Annotated in this window: 15 protein-coding genes; 7 read left to right on the top strand and 8 right to left on the bottom strand. The window is 60.9% G+C overall.

The genetic code is table 11. The features are described from left to right. Positions 1 to 25 precede the first annotated feature (25 nt). From H7698_RS09840 to H7698_RS09805, 8 genes are all read right to left on the bottom strand, one after another. A complete protein-coding gene (locus tag H7698_RS09840; RefSeq protein WP_194691256.1) occupies positions 26 to 1,510 on the bottom strand; it encodes an APC family permease in 1,485 nt (494 codons plus the stop codon). Positions 1,511 to 1,761: 251 nt separating this feature from the next. After that, positions 1,762 to 3,186 carry a gamma-aminobutyraldehyde dehydrogenase gene (locus tag H7698_RS09835; protein ID WP_194691255.1) on the bottom strand — a complete coding sequence of 475 codons (1,425 nt, stop codon included), beginning with the start codon at positions 3,184 to 3,186 and terminating at the stop codon, positions 1,762 to 1,764. A gap of 147 nt (positions 3,187 to 3,333) precedes the next feature. Next, positions 3,334 to 4,143: an ABC transporter permease gene (locus tag H7698_RS09830; RefSeq protein ID WP_162439224.1), complete on the bottom strand. Its 810-nt coding sequence runs from the start codon at positions 4,141 to 4,143 to the stop codon at positions 3,334 to 3,336. Continuing rightward, positions 4,133 to 5,080: an ABC transporter permease gene (locus tag H7698_RS09825; protein ID WP_194691254.1), complete on the bottom strand. Its 948-nt coding sequence runs from the start codon at positions 5,078 to 5,080 to the stop codon at positions 4,133 to 4,135. The genes H7698_RS09830 and H7698_RS09825 overlap by 11 nt, the downstream gene beginning before the upstream one ends. A 1-nt stretch (position 5,081) precedes the next feature. Beyond that, positions 5,082 to 6,119 carry an ABC transporter ATP-binding protein gene (locus H7698_RS09820; RefSeq protein WP_194691253.1) on the bottom strand — a complete coding sequence of 346 codons (1,038 nt, stop codon included), beginning with the start codon at positions 6,117 to 6,119 and terminating at the stop codon, positions 5,082 to 5,084. A gap of 266 nt (positions 6,120 to 6,385) precedes the next feature. After that, on the bottom strand, positions 6,386 to 7,537 hold the full coding sequence (ydcS, locus tag H7698_RS09815) for a putative ABC transporter substrate-binding protein YdcS (protein WP_194691252.1): 1,152 nt from the start codon (positions 7,535 to 7,537) through the stop codon (positions 6,386 to 6,388). A 90-nt stretch (positions 7,538 to 7,627) separates the two neighbouring features. After that, positions 7,628 to 9,085, bottom strand: coding sequence for a gamma-aminobutyraldehyde dehydrogenase (locus H7698_RS09810; protein ID WP_162439228.1), 1,458 nt, complete (start codon positions 9,083 to 9,085; stop codon positions 7,628 to 7,630). 132 nt (positions 9,086 to 9,217) lie between these two features. Next, complete coding sequence (locus H7698_RS09805) at positions 9,218 to 10,132, bottom strand: LysR family transcriptional regulator (RefSeq protein WP_162439229.1); 915 nt, start codon at positions 10,130 to 10,132, stop codon at positions 9,218 to 9,220. Between the two features lie 186 nt (positions 10,133 to 10,318). On the opposite strand from H7698_RS09805, the gene H7698_RS09800 reads away from it, so the two are divergent. From H7698_RS09800 to H7698_RS09770, 7 genes are all read left to right on the top strand, one after another. Further along, on the top strand, positions 10,319 to 11,041 hold the full coding sequence (locus H7698_RS09800) for a tellurite resistance TerB family protein (RefSeq protein ID WP_194691251.1): 723 nt from the start codon (positions 10,319 to 10,321) through the stop codon (positions 11,039 to 11,041). A gap of 284 nt (positions 11,042 to 11,325) precedes the next feature. After that, positions 11,326 to 12,948: a methyl-accepting chemotaxis protein gene (locus H7698_RS09795; protein WP_194691478.1), complete on the top strand. Its 1,623-nt coding sequence runs from the start codon at positions 11,326 to 11,328 to the stop codon at positions 12,946 to 12,948. Further along, entirely contained in the window at positions 12,948 to 13,484 is a 537-nt protein-coding gene (locus tag H7698_RS09790) for a chemotaxis protein CheW (protein WP_194691250.1), read from the top strand. Before H7698_RS09795 ends, H7698_RS09790 begins: the two co-directional genes overlap by 1 nt. Further along, positions 13,481 to 14,752, top strand: coding sequence for a CheR family methyltransferase (locus tag H7698_RS09785; RefSeq protein WP_194691249.1), 1,272 nt, complete (start codon positions 13,481 to 13,483; stop codon positions 14,750 to 14,752). Before H7698_RS09790 ends, H7698_RS09785 begins: the two co-directional genes overlap by 4 nt. Further along, on the top strand, positions 14,749 to 15,432 hold the full coding sequence (locus tag H7698_RS09780; protein ID WP_194691248.1) for a chemotaxis protein CheW: 684 nt from the start codon (positions 14,749 to 14,751) through the stop codon (positions 15,430 to 15,432). Before H7698_RS09785 ends, H7698_RS09780 begins: the two co-directional genes overlap by 4 nt. Continuing rightward, complete coding sequence (locus tag H7698_RS09775; RefSeq protein WP_194691247.1) at positions 15,429 to 17,726, top strand: hybrid sensor histidine kinase/response regulator; 2,298 nt, start codon at positions 15,429 to 15,431, stop codon at positions 17,724 to 17,726. Before H7698_RS09780 ends, H7698_RS09775 begins: the two co-directional genes overlap by 4 nt. Then, positions 17,723 to 18,733 carry a chemotaxis response regulator protein-glutamate methylesterase gene (locus H7698_RS09770; protein WP_194691246.1) on the top strand — a complete coding sequence of 337 codons (1,011 nt, stop codon included), beginning with the start codon at positions 17,723 to 17,725 and terminating at the stop codon, positions 18,731 to 18,733. Before H7698_RS09775 ends, H7698_RS09770 begins: the two co-directional genes overlap by 4 nt. Positions 18,734 to 18,755: the final 22 nt, after the last annotated feature.

Genomic DNA, 18,755 nt, shown 5'->3' with positions numbered 1-18,755 from the left:
GAAAATGGCGCCGCAGCGAGGGCCGTTACCGGCTGACTTTCCAGGCATCACCCGCAGGTGCGGTGCCGTGGTCGTAAGGTTTTGCAAGCCACATGTAGAGCAGACCCAAACCGATGACGATAGCCGTACTCAGGACCATGGCGTAGTTGATGTACCACGCCGCATCCGGTGTCCGCGGCCAGGCCATGTTGATGATGGCGCCGACGCCGTAAACCAGTGCGCCGATGTTTACCACCCAGCCCCACGCGCCGAGGGTGAATTTGCCACTCGGTTTCCAGCCTTTCATACGCGCATACAACGCCGCGAGCACGATCATCTGGAACGCCAGGTAGATGCCGATCGCTGCGAAACTGACGATGGTTGCGACCGCATCCTGCAGGAAGAAACCCAGGATAATGATCAGCGCTGGCAGGACGCCGGAAACGAACAGTGCCGCAACCGGTACCTGAGTTGTAGGAGATATCTTCTTCAGCAGTGAGCTACCGATGACCATTTCATCCCGTGCGTAGGAATACAGCAACCGACTCGCCGCCGCTTGCAGGCTAATCACGCAGGAAATAAAGGAAATCATCACCACGCCCATCACCACTTTTGAGCCCACCGGGCCGAAGGCGTTGTTGAGGATGGTGGTGACCGGGTCCTTGTCGGTGCCGTTGATCACGGCTTGCATGTCTGGCACAGCGAGGATCAGCGCGAGGCAGGCGAACATCGCCGCGATGCCGCCGATGTAGATGGTCATGCGCATGGCGACCGGAATTTGCTTGCTCGGGTTCGGCGTTTCTTCGGCCACGTCGCCGCACGCCTCGAAGCCGTAGTACAGGAACATCCCCGCCAGCGAAGCAGTGAGGAAAGCGGGCAGGTACGAACCGTCGACACTGATATCAAAGGTGTTGAACAGCACGCTGATCGGCTGATGGCGTTCGAACACCAGCAAGTAAACGCCAACGATCACCGCCCCGACCAACTCGCACAGGAAGCCGAACATGGCGATTCGCGCCAGGACTTTTGTGCCACTGAGATTGACCAGGGTGGCGAACAGCGTCAGCACCAGGGCGATGACGATATTGGTGTTGTTGCTTGGTTCAAAGCCCAGCATGGCGGCCAGGTACGGACCGGCACCGACGGCAACCGCAGCGATGGTGACGCACAGAGCGATGGAATAGATCCAGCCGACCATCCATGCCCAGCGCTTGCCCACCAAGCGGCGAGCCCAAGGGTAGACGCCACCGGAAATCGGGAATTGCGAGACCACTTCACCGAAGATCAGGCACACCAGCAACTGGCCGCAACCGACCAGCAGATAGGCCCAGAACATTGGCGGCCCGCCAGCGGCGAGGCACAGGCCGAACAGGGTATAAACCCCTACGACCGGAGAGAGATACGTGAAGCCCAGGGCGAAGTTTTCCCACAGGCTCATGCTGCGATTGAAGTTCGAGGTGTAACCCAGTTTGCGTAATTGCTCGGCATCGCTGTCGGCAATGGCTGCAGAGAGATCGGGTGATGCACTCATGGTGTGTTAGCTCCGGAAAATCGGCAGATTTCGGATGTCCGAAACCGTGGCGGGGCCATGACGGCTCGGCCCGGATCGGTGGTTTTTGTTTTATGTGTCCAACGTTGAAACCTGATGGTGCGTATTGCCGGTCTCTGCCTTGAAACCGAGGTGACGCCATCGCTGGCAAGCCAGCTCCCACACGTTTTGTGGTTGCCCACAGGGCCAGAGTACACCGCAACCCTGTGGGAGCTGGCTTGCCAGCGATGCTGTTAGTGCTTGAACATCACATGCCGAACCACGGTGTAGTCCTCCAACCCGTACATCGACATGTCCTTCCCGTAACCGGACAATTTCTGACCGCCATGGGGCATTTCGCTGACGAGCATGAAGTGCGTGTTCACCCAGGTGCAGCCGTACTGCAGGCGCGCTGACAGGCGATGGGCGCGGCCGACGTCTGAGGTCCAGACCGACGACGCCAGGCCGTAGTCCGAATCATTGGCCCAGTCCAGCACCTGCGCTTCGTCGGTGAACTTCGTCACCGACACCACCGGCCCGAACACTTCGCGGCGGACGATCTCGTCATCCTGCTGCGCATCCGCCAGCACCGTCGGTTCAAAGAAGAACCCGTTGCCTTCCACGGCCTTGCCGCCGGTGATCAAACGGATGTGCGACTGCGCCACGGCGCGCTCGACGAACCCGGCCACGCGGTCGCGGTGTTGCGCGGTGATCAGCGGCCCCAGCTCGGTTGACGGATCGTCCTGCAAGCCGTACTTGATGCTGCTCACCGCCTCACCGAGCTTCTCTACGAATTTCTCGTAGATGCCGGCCTGGGCGTAGATGCGGCACGCGGCGGTGCAATCCTGGCCGGCGTTGTAGAAACCGAAGGTACGAATGCCTTCCACGGCGGCGTCGATGTCGGCGTCGTCGAAGATGATCACCGGGGCTTTGCCACCCAGTTCCATGTGCATGCGTTTGACGCTGTCGGCGGTGCTGGAAATGATGTTCGAACCGGTGGCGATCGAACCGGTCAGCGACACCATGCGCACTTTTGGGTGGGTAACCAGCGGGCTGCCCACGGTAGGACCCCGGCCAAATACCAGATTGAGTACGCCGGCCGGGAAAATGTCCGACGCCAGTTCGGCCAGGCGTAACGCTGTCAACGGGGTTTGTTCTGACGGCTTGAGCACCACGGTATTACCCGCTGCGAGGGCCGGGGCGATTTTCCAGGCAACCATCATCAGCGGGTAGTTCCACGGCGCGATGGAGGCGATCACACCCACCGGATCGCGGCGGATCATCGAGGTGTGGCCGGGCAGGTATTCGCCACCCGCCGAACCGCTCATGCAGCGGCTGGCGCCGGCGAAGAAACGAAACACGTCGGCAATCGCCGGGATCTCGTCGTTCAGCGCCGCGCTGTAGGGCTTGCCGCAGTTGTCCGATTCCAGCCTGGCCAGTTCTTCGCCGTGGGCTTCGATGGCGTCGGCGAGCTTGAGCAGCAGCAACGAGCGGTCTTTCGGCGGCGTTTGCGACCAGCTGTCGAACGCGGCATCGGCGGCGCGCACGGCGGCGTCGACCTGGGCTTCGCTGGCTTCGTTGATCTCCACCAGAACGCGGCCGAGCGCCGGGTTGAACACGGCTTGGGCAGGGCCTTCGCCATCGATCAGCTGGCCGTTGATCAGGAGTTTGGTTTGCATGGTTCTGTCCTCTTCGAATCTATTATTTTCATTGTCGAAACCGCCCCTGGACCCTGTGGGAGCAGGGCTTGCCCGCGATGGCACCCTCGAGATCGCTATCGCGGGCAAGCCTTGCTCCTACAGGGGATTGTGGTTGTCCGTCCTGATCTATTTCCCACCACTGCCCGCAACGCTTTCGCCGCCACGGGTCAGGTAATAGGCGCCGAGGATAGGCAGCATGGTCACGATCATCACCAGCATCGCGACGACGTTGGTCACGGGCACATCCCGCGGCCGACTGAGCTGGTTGAGCAGCCAGAGGGGCAGCGTGCGTTCATGGCCGGCGGTGAAGGTGGTCACGATGATTTCGTCGAACGACAGCGCGAAGGCAAGCATGCCACCGGCCAGCAACGCAGAGCCCAGGCTCGGCAGGACGATGTAGCGGAAGGTCTGCCAACCGTCGGCGCCGAGGTCCATCGAGGCCTCGATCAAGCTGTGCGAGGTGCGGCGCAAGCGGGCGATCACGTTGTTGTAAACGATCACCACGCAGAAGGTCGCGTGGCCGACAATGATGGTGAACATCCCCGGCTCGATCCCCAGTGTCTTGAACGTCGCCAGCAAAGCGATACCGGTAATGATCCCCGGGAGTGCAATCGGCAGGATCAGCATCAACGAGATGCCTTGTTTGCCGAAGAAATCACGTCGGTACAGGGCTGCCGACGCCAGCGTACCGAGGACCATTGCAATCAAGGTCGCAATCGCCGCGATTTGCGCCGACAGCTTGATCGCCTCCAGAACGTCGGGACGTGAGAACGCCACGCTGAACCAGTGCAGGGTAAAACCCTTGGGCGGAAAGCTGAACGCCGCGTCTTCGGTGTTGAAGGCGTACATGAAGATGATCAGGATCGGGAAGTGCAGAAACACCAACCCGCCCCAGGCCGCGATTTTCAGGCCTAAAGAAGCTTTCTCAGAGTGCATCGAAGGCCCCCAGTCGTTTGACGATAGTCAGGTAGATGGCAATCAGCACGATCGGCACCAACGTGAACGCTGCAGCCATCGGCATGTTGCCGATCGCACCTTGTTGGGCGTAGACCATGCTGCCGACGAAGTAACCCGGCGGCCCCACCAGTTGCGGCACGATGAAGTCGCCCAGGGTCAGCGAAAAAGTGAAGATCGAACCGGCGGCGATGCCCGGGATCGACAGCGGCAGGATCACCTGCATGAAGGTCTGGCGTGGCTTGGCCCCGAGGTCGGCGGAAGCTTGCAGCAGCGAAGGCGGCAAGCGTTCCAGCGAGGCCTGGATCGGCAGGATCATGAACGGCAGCCAGATGTAGACGAACACCATGAAGCGACCCAGATGCGAGGTCGACAACGTGCTGCCGCCGACGCCGGGAATGCCCAGTACGAACTGCAGAACCGGTTCCAGCCCCAGGTGCTGAACGAACCATTGCGCCACGCCACCCTTGGCCAGCAGCAAGGTCCAGGCATACGCCTTGACGATGTAACTGGCCCACATCGGCATCATCACCGCGATGTAGAAAAACGCCTTGGTCTTGCCGGTGGTGTAACGCGCCATGTAGTAAGCAATCGGAAACGCCACGATGGCGCTGGCAATCGAAACGACGATCGCCATGCTCAAGGTGCGCAGGATGATGTCGAAGTTCGACGGTTGGAACAGGGCCGCGAAGTTCGCCAGGGTCAGGTCGGGTGTGACCGCCATGGTGAAGTCGTCGAAGGTGTAGAAACCCTGCCACAACAACGTCAGCAGCGAGCCCAGGTAAATGGCGCCGAACCAGATCAGCGGCGGCACCAGCAGCAACGACAGGTACAGGTTGGGGCGGCGATACAACAGGTTGGAGAACCTGCGCAATGCCGAGCCACCCGACGGGTTCCGGGAGATAGCCAAGGTGCTCATCTCATACCCCGCCGACTACGTTGTCGTGCAGCGGGATCATGGCTTCCCGTGCCCAGCGAGCATTGATGCGCTGCCCGGTCTGGTGCTGGGCGCTGGTGTCCAGCCACTGATTGTTCGCCTGACTGATGTTCAGGGTCTGGCCGTTTTCCAGCTTCAGTTCATAGCGTGTGGCACTGCCCTGGTACTGGATGTCATGGAGCAGGCCGCTGACTTCAATCTCATGGCTCGCCAGCGGGCCTTCGGCGAAACGCACGTGTTCCGGGCGAATCGAGAATGGCTGTGGATTGCCGCTCAGCTGCTTCGCCAGATCGCCACGAATCACGTTCGAGGTGCCAACGAACTCGGCGACGAAGGTGGTTGCCGGTTTCATGTAGAGGTTGCGCGGCGTATCGACCTGTTCGATGCGACCTTTGTTGAACACCGCCACACGGTCGGACATCGACAGCGCTTCGGTCTGGTCGTGGGTGACAAAGATGAAGGTGATGCCTAGCTGGCGTTGCAACTTCTTCAGTTCACTCTGCATCTGCTCGCGCAGCTTCAAATCGAGCGCGCCGAGGGGTTCGTCGAGTAGCAGCACGCGAGGGCGATTGACCAGGGCACGGGCGAGGGCCACACGCTGGCGTTGACCACCAGACAGTTGCACCGGTTTGCGATCGCCGTAGCCGCCCAGGGCAACCATGTCGAGAGCTTCCTCAGCGCGCTTCTGGCGTTCGGCCTTGCCGACGCCCTTGACCTTCAAACCGTAGGCGACGTTGTCGCGTACGTTCATGTGCGGGAACAGTGCGTAATCCTGGAAAACAGTGTTGACGTCACGCTGGTACGGCGGCAGCCCGGCGGCTTCTTCGCCGTGAATACGGATAGAGCCTGCGCTCGGTTGTTCGAACCCGGCGATCAGGCGCAGACAGGTGGTTTTGCCCGAGCCGGAAGGCCCCAGCATGGAGAAAAACTCGCCGTCCTGGATGTCGATGGAAACCCGATCTACGGCTTTCACTTCGCCGAATAGACGGGAAACGTTGGTGAACTGGACTGCAAGCGTCATGGTGCGGTGCTCCAAAAAGGCGAGGGTCGTCACAGCGGCCCTGCCTGGACTTCTGAAAAATCTGGATCTTGATGAATAACCCTGTAGCAGCTGCCGAGGTACGAGGCTGCGTTGCGTGTCCGCAGGACCGCCCTCACGGGGCGCCTCGCAGCCCAGCGCAGCCTCGTACCTCGGCTGCCGCTACAAAATGGTTTTGGGGCGGCTTCGCCACCCAGCGGGAGCAAGCTCCCTCGCCACAAGGTTTTTGCCGAACAGGTTCTCGAGGCTTAACGGCCGCCCATGATCGCGATGTAATCCTGGGTCCAGCGGCTGTACGGCACGAATTTGCCGCCTTCAGCCTGCGGGGTTTTCCAGAATGCGATCTTCTCGAACTGGTCGAAACCGTTGGTTTTGCAGCCTTCGGCGCCCAGCAATTCACTGCCCTGGCACGCTGCCGGGACGGCTGGCAACGAACCGAACCAGGCGGCTACATCACCCTGGACTTTCGGTTGCAACGACCAGTCCATCCACTTGTAGGCGCAGTTCGGGTGCTTGGCTTCGGCGTGCAGCATGGTGGTGTCCGCCCAGCCGGTGGCGCCTTCTTTCGGGATGGTCGAGGCGATCGGCTGCTTCTCGTTCATCAGGCCGTTGACCTGATACGGCCAGGCGCTGGACGCGACCACGCCTTCGTTCTTGAAGTCACTCATCTGCACGGTGGTGTCGTGCCAGTAGCGGTGGATCAACGGCTGCTGTGCGCGCAACAGTTCGAGCACCGCCTTGTATTGGGTCTCGGTCAATTCGTACGGGCTTTGAATGCCCAGTTCCGGCTTGGTGGTTTTCAGGTAAAGCGCCGCATCGGCGATGTAGATCGGGCCGTCATAGGCCTGCACGCGACCCTTGTTCGGCTTGCCATCAGGCAGGTCCTGCGCGTCGAACACCACGTTCCAGCTGGTTGGCGCGGTCTTGAAGACGTTGGTGTTGTACATCAGTACGTTCGGGCCCCACTGATACGGGGTGCCGTAGGTCTGTTTGTTGACCACGTACCACGGCGCATCCTTCAGGCGCGGGTCAATGCTTTTCCAGTTCGGGATCAGGTCGGTGTTGATCGGCTGCACACGTTTGCCAACGATCAAGCGCAACGAGGCATCGCCCGATGCGGTGACCAGGTCGTAACCGCCCTTGGCCATCAGGCTGACCATTTCGTCGGAGGTGGCAGCAGTTTTGACGTTGACCTTGCAGCCGGTTTCCTTCTCGAAACCGGTCACCCAGTCGTAAGCCTTGTCGCTTTCACCCCGTTCGATGTAGCCGGGCCAAGCGACGATATCCAGCTGACCTTCGCCGGCGCCCAAGGCTTTCAGCGGTTCGGCGGCCTGGATACTGGCACTGGCCAGCAGCGCTGTGGTGATTGCACTGAGCAGTGCGGTCTTGTGCACGAACATGGGGTTTCCCTCTTCTTTAATTATGGTCGGGGCAGTTTTGAACGGGGTGAAGCCAATGCCTTTACGGCTAATTGTTAGCGTAGTGCGCTTTCATAAATGCTGTCCGTGGCGGGCCATGATGTGCCGCACCACGCTGTAATCCTGGAGCGAATCGCTGGACAGGTCCTTGCCGTAGCCCGAACGTTTCAGGCCACCGTGGGGCATTTCGCTGACCAGCATGAAGTGGCTGTTGATCCAGGTGCAGCCGTATTGCAAGCGCGCGGCAACCTGCATCGCCTTGTCGAGGTTCTGGGTCCAGACCGACGACGCGAGGCCGTATTCCGAATCGTTGGCCCAGTCCACCGCTTGTTCAAGCTCATCGAAACGGGTCACCGTGACGACCGGCCCGAACACTTCGCGCTGGACGATTTCATCGCTCTGTTTGCAACCGGCCAGCAAGGTTGGCTGGTAATAGAAGCCTGCACCGGAGTGCACCGCCGCACCGGTTACGCGCTCAATGTGCGGTTGGCCGAGAGCGCGTTCGACAAAGCTGGCAACGCGGTCGCGCTGACGGGTGCTGATCAGCGGGCCGATTTCGTTGTCGGCGTCGCGTTTGCCGGCGAAGCGCAAACTGCTGACAGCGGCGCCGAGTTCAGCCACGAGTCGGTCATGAATGCCGGCCTGTGCATAGATTCGACACGCCGCCGTGCAATCCTGACCGGCGTTGTAATAACCGTAGGTGCGTACGCCTTCGACCACGGCCTGAATGTCCGCGTCGTTGCAGACAATCACCGGGGCTTTGCCGCCGAGTTCGAGATGCGTGCGCTTCAGGGTTTTTGCCGCGGCCTGGAGAATTTTCTGCCCGGTGACGATATCGCCGGTCAGCGACACCATGCGCACTTTCGGGTGGCTGACCAAATGGCTGCCGACGCCTTCACCGCCGCCACACACGATGTTGATCACGCCGCGCGGCAGGATCTCGGCCAGTGCAGGTGCCAGCGCCAGGATCGACAGCGGGGTGTGTTCGGAAGGTTTGAAGACCAGGGTATTGCCGGCGGCGAGGGCCGGGGCGATTTTCCACGCGGCCATCATGATCGGGTAGTTCCACGGCGCAATCGAGGCGACCACGCCAATCGGATCGCGGCGCACCATGCTGGTGTAACCCGGCAGGTATTCGCCGCTGAGCTGGCCGGTCTGGCAACGTACGGCACCCGCGAAGAAGCGGAAAACGTCGACAGTCGCGCTCAAATCGTCCTGACGGGCCAGGTGCAAAGGCTTGCCACAGTTCAGGGATTCGAGGCGGGCGAGGAGGTCGGCGTTTTTTTCGATCGCGTTGGCGATGTCCAGCAAGAGCACCGAGCGTTGCTGCGGCGTGGTCCGCGACCAGCCGGGGAATGCGCGATGGGCCGCGAGAATGGCTGCTTCGACCTGCTCGGTGCTGGCTTCGGCAATGGAGGTCAGGACTTCGCCAGTGGCCGGGTTAAGGATTGGCTCGACAAAGCCTTGTCCTGCGACCAATTCGCCGTCGATCAACAACGCGGTGAACAACGGGGTCTGCGCGCCAGCCATTTTTCGGGTTCTCTTTTCTTGTGTGGCCATGGTGCTCCCAGTGACTGAGGCCCGGCCGTCTTATATAGATGTAACAAGACTAGTCCGAGGCCCCGAGGTCGACAAATACTAAATACTGAAGGTGGCGTTCGATTAAATAGATGGCTTGCGCCCGCCGTGGGGTTGTTCCCGCGCCACGGTGAGGAAGGGGTCGACCAGGGCCGGTCGCGCGGTGCCTCGGCGCCAGGCCAGGCCGACATCGAGGGTCTGGCTCAAGTCGGCAATGGGGCGCGCTTCGATGATGTCACCCTCCAGCGACCAGGGGCGGTAGGTCATGTCCGGCTGAATGGACACGCCCAATCCAGCGGCAACGAGGCTTCGAACCGCTTCCGTCGATGCAGTTTTAAGCGTGATGCGCGGTTGCAAGCCGGCGCCGCTCCACATGCGGTGAGCGTTGCGGTCCATTTCATCGACATTCAGCTGAATCAATGGCTCGCGGGCGACGTCCGCCAGGTTGATGCTGTCGTGTTCCAGCAGTGGATGCTGGGCGGGCAGCCACAGGCGATGGGGCGAGTGGGTCAATACTTCGGTTTGCAGTGCGTGGCGATCTTCCAGGTTGGAGAGGATCAACACCCCCACATCGATCTCGCCGCTGACCAGCAAATGCTCAATGTAAGGACGTTCATCTTCCATCACGCGCAGTTCGACATTGGGGTAAGCGCGCTGGAAACGGGTGAGCAAATCCGCCAGGTAATAGCCAGCGACCAGACTGGTTACGCCGATGATCAGTTGCCCGGCCACCTGGTCGGTGCTTTGTTGAAGGCTGCGTTTGGCATTGTCCACTGTCGCCAGGATCAGGTGCGCCTGACGCAGGAATTGGTGCCCCTGGTGGGTCAGCGTCATGCCCTTGGCGTGGCGATTGAACAGGCTGACGCCGATTTCCTGCTCCAGTTGCTGGATGGCCAGGGTCAGGGTGGATTGGGAGATGAAGGCGGTTTGTGCAGCGGCGGAGATGGAGCCGGTTTCGGCGACGGCGATGAAATGACGAATCTGACGCAAGGTCATCATGGAAAATTACCCGGTGGGCGGTTTTTATATATTTACATGAGTGTATATCTTTTTTTTCGATGGTCTGCGGTCGCCTGTTCTTTCTCGCGCAACATCTCGAAGCACTCTCGCTTCCGGAGGCCGGGCACTTTCGATCTAGGCTGGTGGCCTTAATGGTCCGGTTAACCCCATTTTTGGAGGCGGAAAATGAATACCCGTGGATTGCTCGATCAGTTGCTCAGGTCGGGTCAGGATATGTTGCAAAAGAAGGCTGGTGGCTCCCATAACAAGGCATCCAGCGGCGGATTGGGCGGTTTGCTGGGCGGATCCGCTGGCTCGGGTGGTCTTGGCGGCCTGCTGTCAGGCGCCGGTGGCGGTGCGTTGGCCGCTGGCGCGATGGGCCTGTTGCTGGGTAGCAAGAAGGGCCGCAATGTGGGTGGCAAGGTCCTGACCTACGGTGGCCTCGCGGCGCTGGGCGTCATTGCCTACAAGGCTTACGGCAACTGGCAGGCACAGCAGGGCGGCGGGGCGAAGACTGAACCGCAAACCCTGGACCGCTTGCCGCCGGCGCAAGTCGAGCTGCACAGCCAGGCAATCCTCAAGGCCCTGGTGGCAGCAGCCAAGGCCGACGGCCATGTCGATGAGCGCGAGCGGACGCTGATCGAAGGTGAGTTCACCAAGCTCGACAACGACCAGGAGTTGCAGCACTGGCTGCATGCCGAACTCAACAAACCGCTGGATCCTGCTGATGTCGCGCGCGCCGCCAGCACCCCGGAAATGGCCGCCGAGATGTACATCGCCAGCGTGATGCTGGTGGATGAGGAGAACTTCATGGAGAAGTCCTACCTTGATGAACTGGCTCGCCAGCTCAAGCTGGAGCCGGGCTTGAAGGCTGAACTGGAAAAGCAGGTGCGCCAGGCTTCGGTTTAAGCAACGCCCGTGAAAATCGTCTTCCCCGTTTAAGAGCTGCCGAGGCTGCGATCTTTTGATCGTTTGCCGTTATCGGCAGCTTCTTCACCATCAATGACCATCCACCATTCGTTTCTACCAAATCGCCGCTAACACTCTTCTTCCCAGATAGCGGAAAGTCCCATTCCAGAACCAATCCCGGTGTTTGCATGGCCAGGATGAGAAGTGGTGCGCATCCGTCTTATAAATGAAACACCGCCCTCGGCTATACTCCGCAACATTTGAAACGGCCCCGAGGAATGACTGTGAAGAACTGGACGTTGCGCCAACGCATTTTGGCGAGCTTTGCGGTAATTATCGCCATCATGTTTCTGATGGTCATCGTGTCCTATTCCCGTCTGCTGAAAATCGAAGAAAGCGAAGCCAGCGTCCGTGACGACGCGCTGCCTGGTGTGTTCTTCAGCTCGGCGATTCGGGGGGCCTGGTCCGACAGTTTCCTGCATATCCAGGAGATGCTTGGCCTCAAAGAGGGGCAGGGTGTTACCGCGGAGGATGACGCCGAGTTCAAACTCTTCGAGACGCGCCTGCAAGAGCAGATGAGCAACTATCGCAACACCGTCACCACCGATGAAGACAAGGTCGAATTCGCCCGGTTTGAAAAATTCCATGAGGATTACAACAAGATCCTGACGGCGGTTCTCGACTTGCATAAACGGCAACAGGTAGACGACGCGACAAAGATGTTCAATGAGCAATTGACCCCGGCCTGGACCGCAGGACGCGTCAAACTCAATGACATTATTCGCGAGAACAAGAAGGTCGCCGACGATGACATGGTGGCCATCGATAACGCCGTGGTCACGGCTAAAGTCATCATGGGCGTGTCCCTGCTGATTGCAGTGCTGGCTGCCGGCCTCTGCGGCCTGCTGCTGATGCGCGCAATCATGGCGCCGATGAACCGTATCGTGAAAATCCTCGAAATCATGCGTACCGGCGATCTCAGCGGCCGCCTGAACCTGGATCGCAAAGATGAATTCGGTGCTGTCGAAACCGGCTTCAACGACATGATGACCGAGCTGACCTCGCTGGTTTCCCAGGCCCAGCGCTCGTCGGTGCAGGTCACCACGTCGGTGACCGAAATCGCTGCCACGTCCAAGCAGCAGCAAGCGACTGCCACTGAAACAGCGGCGACGACCACTGAAATCGGCGCGACCTCCCGTGAAATCGCGGCCACTTCCCGTGACCTGGTGCGCACCATGACGGAAGTCTCCACCGCCGCCGATCAGGCGTCGGTGCTGGCCGGCTCTGGTCAGCAAGGCCTGGCCCGCATGGAAGACACCATGCACTCGGTGATGGGCGCCGCCGACCTGGTCAACGCCAAACTGGCGATCCTCAATGAGAAGGCCGGCAACATCAATCAGGTGGTCGTGACCATCGTCAAAGTGGCCGATCAGACCAACCTCCTGTCACTCAACGCCGCCATCGAAGCAGAGAAAGCCGGTGAATACGGCCGTGGCTTTGCCGTGGTCGCCACGGAAGTGCGCCGCCTGGCGGATCAGACCGCCGTGGCCACCTATGACATCGAGCAGATGGTGCGCGAGATCCAGTCGGCGGTGTCGGCCGGCGTCATGGGCATGGACAAGTTCTCCGAAGAAGTGCGCCGTGGCATGTCCGAAGTGCAACAGGTTGGCGAGCAGTTGTCGCAGATCATCCATCAGGTTCAGGCGTTGGCACCGAGAGTGTTAATGGTCAACGAAGGCATGCAAGCCCAGGCTACGGGCGCGGAACAGATCAACCACGCGCTGGTGCAATTGGGCGATGCCAGCAGCCAGACCGTCGAGTCCCTGCGCCAGGCCAGCTTCGCCATCGATGAGCTGAGCCAGGTGGCCGTGGGTCTGCGCAGCGGCGTTTCGCGATTCAAAGTCTGATGAGCGAACTCGCGGCCAGGCGCGGCACTGTGATGCCGGCCAAACAGTCCCTGTTTCTGGTGTTTCGCATCGGTAACGAGCGCTATGCCCTGCAGGCCATCGAGGTGGCTGAAGTGCTGCCGCGCCTGCCGTTGAAGCCGATAGCCAAGGCGCCGGACTGGGTCGCAGGGGTGTTTGCCTATCGCGGTGCGGTGGTGCCGGTGATCGACCTCAGTGCACTGACTTTCGGCGAACCGGCGCAGGTTCGCACCAGTACCCGATTGGTGCTTGTTCATTACCGCCCGAATGAAGCCGTTGCCCCACAATTGCTTGGGCTGATTCTGGAACAAGCCACTGATACCTTGCGCTGCCACCCGACCGAGTTTCAACCCTACGGTTTGGACAATCGCCAGGCGCCTTATCTGGGGCCAGTGAGGGAAGATGCCCAGGGTTTGCTGCAGTGGGTGCGGGTCGCCGATTTGCTGGATGAGCGGGTGCGCGGGTTGCTGTTCCCCTCGCCACCGCTGGATCCGGCACTGCTTGAGGAGCGGCCATGAACAGCGATCAGCGTTTTTTCGATTTCCTCAAAGAGCGCATCGGCCTCGACGTGACGTCGGTGGGGCCGGCGATCATTGAGCGAGCAGTGCGCCAACGCAGCGCCGCGAACAGTGACCTCACTGCCGATGCGTATTGGCACCGACTGCAAGGTTCGCGGGACGAGCAGCAAGCGTTGATCGAAGCCGTGATCGTTCCCGAGACCTGGTTTTTCCGCTATCCGGAGTCCTTCGCCACGTTGGCGAAGCTCGCGATCAAGCGGCTGGGCGACATCAACAACATGCGCGCCTTGCGGATTCTCAGCTTGCCGTGTTCCACCGGTGAAGAGCCGTACTCCATTGCCATGTCGTTGCTTGATGCCGGCCTCAAGCCCCATCAGTTCAAAGTCGAAGGAATGGATGTCAGCCCCCTCTCGGTGGAAAAAGCCCGGCGCGCGCTGTACGGCAAGAACTCGTTTCGCGGTCAGGACATCGAGTTTCGCGATCGGTTTTTCACGCCCGACAATGAAGGCTTTCGCCTCAGCGAGCGTGTTCTGGAGCAAGTGCGATTGCAGGTCGGCAATCTGCTGGATCCAGTCTTGCTGGCCAACGAGCCGCCCTATGATTTTGTGTTCTGCCGAAATCTGCTGATCTATTTCGACCTGCCGACGCAACAACAGGTCTTTGAAGTCTTGAAGCGTCTGACCCACGTTGACGGCGTACTGTTTATCGGCCCGGCCGAGGGCAGTCTGTTGGGACGTTTCGGCATGCGTTCGATCGGCATCCCGCAGTCTTTTGCGTTCAGTCGCCAAAGCGCGCCCGAACTGACGCCCGTTTTTGTGCCGACGCCGACGCCGCTGCCGGTGCAGCGCCCTGTCCGCAACGTGACACCGTTACCGGTTCGCAGCCGGCCTTTTGCCGCCGTGGCGCCGCGGCCGGTTGTTGCCAAAACCGGTCATTCGGATGCCGCCGCACTGCTGGCGAACATCGCCGCCCTGGCCAACGAAGGCAAAAGCGCCGAGGCCCGGGCCGCGTGCGAACGTTATTTGCGCAGTCACGAACCGGTTGCCCAAGTGTTTTACTGGTTGGGATTGCTCAGCGATGTCGCCGGTAGCGCCCTTGAAGCCCAAGGGTTTTATCGCAAGGCGCTGTACCTTGAACCCCAACACCCCGACGCGTTGATGCACCTGGCAGCCTTGCTGCAATCCCAGGGCGACACGGCGGGCGCCAGACGATTGCAGGACCGCGCCGCCCGTAGCGAGCGCGCCGCTGACAGTGAGCGCAAACGATGAACGCCTCCGACGCCTTGAGCGTAACTCACGACGATGCCCAGGCCATCGATGACTGCTGGAACCGCATCGGTGTCCATGGCGATAGGTCCTGCCCGCTGCTGAGCGAACACATTCATTGCCGCAACTGCGCTGTCTACTCGACCGCTGCCACGCGTTTGCTCGATCGCTACGCCTTGCAGCAGGAAGACCGCGGACAGGTGTCCAGCGCGGTCGAAAGCGATGTCAAAACCCGATCGCTACTGATGTTCCGCCTCGGCGAAGAATGGCTTGGTCTGGCCACCCGTACCTTGGTGGAAGTGGCGCCGCTGCAGGCTATTCACTCGTTACCCCATCAACGCTCCCGGGCCTTGCTCGGTGTGGCCAACGTGCGCGGCGCGCTGGTGGCCTGCCTGTCGCTGGTCGAGCTGTTGGGGCTCGATGCGGTTGGCAGCGTGGCGTCCGGGGCACGGGTGATGCCGCGCATGCTGATCATCGCCGCCAACGGTGGTCCCGTGGTGGTGCCGGTGGACGAGGTCGATGGCATTCATGCCATCGACGAGCGAATCCTCGACGCGGCGTCGCGTTCCGGGACACAGGCCAGCAGCAAATACACCCATGGCGTGTTGCAGTTCAAAGGTCGCAGCCTGCGTTGGCTCGATGAAGAGCAACTGTTGTCCGCCGTGACCCGGAGCCTTACATGACCCCTGAACAGATGCGCGACGCCTCGTTGCTGGAACTGTTCAGCCTGGAAGCCGAAGCCCAGACGCAGGTGCTGAGCGCGGGCTTGCTGGCACTTGAACGCGACCCGACTCAAGCCGATCACCTTGAGTCGTGCATGCGTGCCGCGCACTCGCTCAAGGGCGCGGCGCGGATCGTTGGCGTCGATGCCGGTGTCAGTGTTGCCCACGTCATGGAAGATTGCCTGGTCAGCGCGCAGGAAGGGCGTCTGTACCTTCGGCCAGAACACATCGACGCTTTGCTGCAAGGCACCGATCTGCTCATGCGCATTGCGACGCCTGATCACGCGCCGAGCCCAGCGGACATTGAAGCCTATGTGGCGCTGATGACACTGTTGCTGGACCCGCTGGCACTGGCTCCACCCATCAGCACACCGATCGCGCCGTTCATGGCCGAGCCTGAACCCGAAGCACCTGCTGCACCGATCGAGGTGCCGATCCCGGTCGTCGAGCCGCTGCCGGTGGCGCCCACCGAGTCGCCACCGAAAAACAGGCGCACCACGGAAAATGGCGAGCGTGTCCTGCGGGTCACGGCCGAACGCTTGAACAGCCTGCTCGATCTGTCGAGCAAGTCCCTGGTGGAAACCCTGCGGCTCAAACCGCATCTGGCGACCATGCAGCGCCTCAAACGCACGCAAAGCAACGGCTTGCGCGCGCTGGAAAATCTCAATGTGCACCTCAAGGACCACGCCTTGAGCCTCGAAGCCCGGGAAGCCCTTGAGGATGCTCGTCGGTTGCTGGCGGAATCCCAGCAGTTGCTGGTGGAGAAAAACGCCGAGCTGGACGAATTCGCCTGGCAAGCCAGTCAACGCGCCCAAGTGTTGTACGACACGGCGCTGGCGTGCCGCATGCGACCCTTCGCCGACGTGCTGACCGGGCAAGTACGCATGGTCCGCGACCTGGGTCGCAGCCTGGGCAAACAGGTGCGGCTGGAGATCGAGGGCGAGAAAACCCAGGTCGATCGCGACGTACTGGAAAAACTCGAAGCGCCGCTGACTCATCTGCTGCGCAACGCTGTCGACCATGGCATCGAATCTGCGGAGCAACGTCTGTTGGCCGGCAAGCCCGCTGAGGGCTTGATCCGACTGCGCGCCTCGCACCAGGCCGGTCTGCTGGTGCTGGAACTTAGCGATGATGGCAACGGCGTCGACCTGGAAAAGGTCCGCCGCAGCATCATCGAGCGTCAATTGTCCCCGGCGGAAACCGCCGCGCAGTTGAGTGAAGAAGAGCTGCTGACGTTCCTGTTCCTGCCGGGTTTCAGCTTGCGCGACAAGGTCACCGAGGTTTCCGGGCGGGGGGTCGGTCTGGATGCGGTCCAGCATATGGTCCGTCAACTGCGGGGCGCAGTGGTGCTTGAGCAGACGGCGGGCGAGGGCAGTCATTTCCATCTCGAAGTACCGCTGACACTGTCAGTGGTGCGCAGCCTGGTGGTGGAGGTCGGTGACGAGGCGTATGCGTTTCCGCTGGCTCACATTGAACGCATGTGCGATCTCGAACCTGTGGACATCGTTCAGGTCGAGGGCCGTCAGCATTTCTGGCACGAAGGCCGACATGTCGGGTTGGTCGCGGCCAGTCAATTGCTGCAACGGCCGGCCAGCCAGAGTGCGCAGGAGACGCTCAAGGTCGTGGTCATCCGCGAGCGCGAGGCGATTTACGGCGTGGCTGTCGAGCGGTTCATCGGCGAACGCACCCTGGTGGTGCTGCCGCTGGACGAGCGGCTGGGCAAGGTGCAGGACATCTCCGCCGGGGCTTTGCTCGACGACGGTTCGGTGGTGTTGATCGTCGACGTTGAAGACATGCTGCGTTCGGTGGACAAGCTGCTCAATACCGGTCGCCTGGAGCGCATTGCGCGTCAGGGCAATCAGGTCGTCGAAGCGGCTCGCAAACGGATTCTGGTGGTCGACGACTCGCTGACGGTGCGCGAACTGCAGCGCAAACTGTTGCTCAATCGCGGCTACGATGTGGCCGTGGCGGTCGACGGAATGGATGGCTGGAATGCCCTGCGCTCGGAGGATTTCGATCTGCTGATTACCGACATCGACATGCCGCGCATGGACGGCATCGAACTGGTGTCGTTGTTGCGGCGGGACAACCGTCTGCAATCGCTGCCGGTCATGGTGGTGTCCTATAAAGATCGCGAAGAAGACCGCCGTCGTGGACTGGACGCGGGAGCCGACTATTATCTAGCCAAAGCCAGTTTTCATGACGACGCCCTGCTTGATGCAGTGGTTGAGCTCATCGGAGGAGCGCGGACATGAAAATCGCAATCGTCAACGACATGCCCATGGCGGTAGAGGCTCTGCGCCGCGCCCTGGCATTCGAACCGGCGCATCAGGTGATCTGGGTTGCCAGCAATGGCGCCGAGGCGGTACAGCGTTGCGCTGAAAACACGCCGGACCTGATCCTGATGGACCTGATCATGCCGGTGATGGATGGCGTCGAAGCCACACGACGGATCATGGCCGAGACCCCGTGCGCCATCGTGGTCGTCACCGTCGATCGCCAACAGAATGTGCATCGGGTGTTCGAGGCCATGGGGCATGGCGCGCTGGACGTCGTCGATACCCCGGCGCTCGGTGCCGGCAACGCCCAGGAAGCGGCGGCGCCGTTATTGCGCAAGATCATGAACATTGGCTGGCTGATCGGCGACAAAGGCAACCGGGAACGTCCGGCGCCGAGTCCGCTGCGCAGTTCGGGTTCGCGGCAGCGGCTGATCGCCATTGGCTCGTCCGCGGGCGGGCCGGCTGCGCTGGAAGTGCTGTTGAAAGGGCTGCCACGGGATTTTCCGGCAGCCATTGTGCTGGTGCAGCACGTGGACCAGGTGTTTGCGGCCGGCATGGCCGAGTGGCTCAGCAGCGCCAGCGGCCTCAACGTGCGCCTGGCCCAGGAAGGCGAGCCACCGCAAAGTGGAACAGTGCTGCTGGCCGGCACCAATCATCATATTCGCTTGTTGAAAAACGGTACGCTGGCGTACACCGCCGAACCGGTCAAAGAGATTTATCGGCCCTCGATCGATGTGTTTTTCGAAAGCGTGGCCAATTACTGGAACGGTGATGCCGTCGGCGTGTTGCTCACGGGCATGGGACGCGATGGCGCGCAGGGCCTCAAGCTCATGCGCCAGCAGGGCTACCTGACGATTGCTCAGGACCAACAAAGCAGTGCGGTTTACGGAATGCCCAAGGCAGCAGCGGCTATCGACGCGGCCTCGGAAATTCGCCCACTGGACAAGATAGCGCCACGATTGCTGGAGATTTTCGCTAAATGACTATTCTTGGCAGCAATCCTGG

The organism is Pseudomonas sp. p50(2008) (assembly GCF_015351605.1).
Classification (GTDB): Bacteria; Pseudomonadota; Gammaproteobacteria; order Pseudomonadales; family Pseudomonadaceae; genus Aquipseudomonas.
The sequence above is the reverse complement of the archived record's forward strand: the minus strand, read 5'-3'. Positions and strand labels throughout refer to the sequence as shown.